The sequence below is a fragment of the Mesorhizobium sp. M0848 genome, assembly GCF_040319805.1.
In the GTDB taxonomy this organism is placed as follows: domain Bacteria; phylum Pseudomonadota; class Alphaproteobacteria; order Rhizobiales; family Rhizobiaceae; genus Mesorhizobium.
In genome coordinates this window covers 1-2136 of sequence record NZ_JAMYOM010000070.1, presented here as the reverse complement: position 1 = coordinate 2136, position 2136 = coordinate 1, and the positions used below count along the sequence as shown (strand labels likewise).

The 2136-nt window shown below is 58.9% G+C and carries 1 protein-coding gene; it reads right to left on the bottom strand.

The window, feature by feature from the left end; all coding sequences use genetic code 11:
* Positions 1-461: 461 nt before the first annotated feature.
* Complete coding sequence (locus tag NKH95_RS33285; RefSeq protein ID WP_352894609.1) at positions 462-1937, bottom strand: aldehyde dehydrogenase; 1476 nt, start codon at positions 1935-1937, stop codon at positions 462-464.
* Positions 1938-2136 lie beyond the last annotated feature (199 nt).

Genomic DNA, 2136 nt, shown 5'->3' with positions numbered 1-2136 from the left:
GTGCATGAATATCGCGGCGCCAGGACACGATGTCTGGGAGTAGGTCGGCGACGCGATTGACGATAGGCATGGGAGTCTCCTTTCTAGCGATTGAATTAACTGGAAAGCCAGCCGAAGAACCGACAGAACGCCCCTTGTGAAACGCCCCTTGTGAAAGGGGCCTTAGCCAACGGTTCTTGCACGTCTCGATTGAATCTGAATAACATATCGATCTGCGTCGACCAGAACGGGCCTCCTAGATACATAGGAGGGGAGCGCTAACAATGACCACAAATCCCGAACGTTTCGTTCGAGGAGCAGTTGCCCTTCGAATCAAACCGATCGAGCTATGTCCGCATCGGATTAGCTGTTGCATAGCTCAAGCAAGTCTCTTTGCCGACCGAAGACACTGTCAAACATCAAGCCCGCTGCGCCTTGAATGACGCAACCTGCGCACCGGGCCAGATCGTTTAGACCGCCTCCTACGATTGCGGCGGGAAAATTGATTTAGTCTCAAGAAATGCCGCCAGTCCCTCCGGCCCGAGTTCGCGACCAAGACCGCTGCCCTTAACACCACCGAATGGCGCATCAATATGAAGCGTGTAACGGTTGATGCCGACGACGCCGGCCTCCACCCGGCGGGCCATTGCCATGCCTCGTTCGGGATCGGACGTGAAGACCGCACCACCCAGGCCGTATGCCGTGCCGTTGCAGATCGCGAGCGCTTCCTCCTCGTTGTCATACGGGATCACTGACACCACCGGCCCGAAGATCTCCTCCTGGGCGATCCGCATCGAGCTCTCGACGTCGCGGAAGACCGTTGGCTCGATGTAGTATCCGACGTTAAGCCCCCGGGGACGACCACCGCCGGCGACGACCTTTGCGCCTTGTTCGCGTCCAGAAGTGATGTACTCTTCGACGCGGTCGCGCTGCCGCTTCGCCACAAGTGGTCCGACCTGTGTCGCGGGATCGAGCGGGTGGCCCACGACGAGACCGGCCATCTTGCTAGCGATCCCCTCGACCACTTCATCGTAGCGCGCGCGTGGAGCAAGCACCCGAGTCAGGGCGTGACAGATTTGACCGCTGAACGGTATGCAAGCGGGCGCAACCAGTGGAAGAAACGTGTTGAGATCGGCGTCGTCTAGCAGCAGTGCCCCAGACTTGCCACCAAGCTCAAGTGTGAAACGAGCGAAGCGATCCGCGCAGGCTCGTGCCACCTGACGCCCTGCATCCGTCGACCCCGTGAAGGACACCTTATCGACCCCCGGATGGGACGCAAGCAACGCTCCTGTTTCGCGCCCACCGAACACAATATTCACAACCCCCGGGGGAATGCCTGACTCGTCCAGGGCTTCTGCAAGCAGGTACGAGTCCAATGAGGCCTCTGGTGGCGGCTTGATAATTGTCGTGCATCCGGCAGCCAGCGCCGGTGCAAGCTTCCACGCTATTGCTCCTTGGGGCCCGTTCCACGGCACAATCAATGCGGCAACACCGACCGGTTCTCTCCGAATAATCGTACGCAAACCATGTCCGACACGTTCGGATTCGACTTCAAGCTGATCAGCGAGTTCAGCGTAATAACGATAGTATTTCGATGTGCCGTTGCCATTCGACTGCACCGAACTTGCCAGGGGCATGCCGATCTGCGCAGTGACAATCGCACCAAGTTGCTCGGCGCGATCGTCGATTGCAGCGGCAAGCCTGCGCAAATAGTTGGCTCGCTCCGATGGCGGCAACTGCGGCCAACCGGAATTCCTGAACGCCTCTCGCGCGGCGTGCACCGCAGCGGAAACGTCGTCCTTGTCGCCATCGGGTATTGTCGCAAATTCCAGCTCATCCGCCGGATTCACGACCGGGATCCGGGCCGACGCGTGGGCCGGCCGAAGCTTCCCGTTGACATAGATATTGACGTGATCGCCCTCCATTAGGCCGATCATTCCGTCGGTCGTCGCTTTCATTACCATGCCTCGTGCCACGTTGGTTGATGCTTCAACTGGACCCAATGTCCATTGAGCGGGACGCGCTGTTACGCATCGACCTCGAGGTCGCTGGTCGTTTCGGTGGGGTTTTTCTCCATACTGCTCTGCACAGCGCCAATGCTCTCGCGAACAATTGATAGACCACGACGCAGGTCAGCCTCAGTGATGGTGAGAGCCA